1 protein-coding gene is annotated in these 316 nt (G+C 48.1%); it reads left to right on the top strand.

Annotated features, from left to right (window positions below):
• Window positions 1-316, top strand: a 316-nt coding sequence (locus tag F0U44_RS24195; protein WP_223163821.1) for an eS1 family ribosomal protein, incomplete at both ends; no start/stop codon positions are given.

The following is a 316-nucleotide window of genomic DNA, read 5'->3' as shown; positions in this document are numbered from 1 at the left end:
TTGAACATGGCGGTCGGGAAAAATAAAGGCCTGTCGAAGGGCGGTAAAAAAGGTGTTAAGAAGAAGATTGTCGACCCATTCACTCGCAAAGATTGGTACGATGTCAAGGCTCCGTCTATGTTCAGCAAGAGGCAAGTCGGCACCACGCTTGTCAACCGTACCCAGGGAACGAAAATTGCTTCGGAAGGATTGAAGGGAAGAGTTTTCGAAGTTTCCCTGGCTGATCTACAAGCTGACACTGACGCGGAAAGGTCTTTCCGCAAATTCAGATTAATCGCCGAATATGTGCAAGGACGTAATGTGCTCTGCAACTTCC

Origin of the sequence: Nocardioides humilatus, from assembly GCF_008373755.1 — a bacterium.
GTDB lineage: Bacteria > Actinomycetota > Actinomycetes > Propionibacteriales > Nocardioidaceae > Nocardioides > Nocardioides humilatus.
Note: the sequence above shows the minus strand (reverse complement) of the source record. Positions and strands in the feature narration are given on the sequence as shown.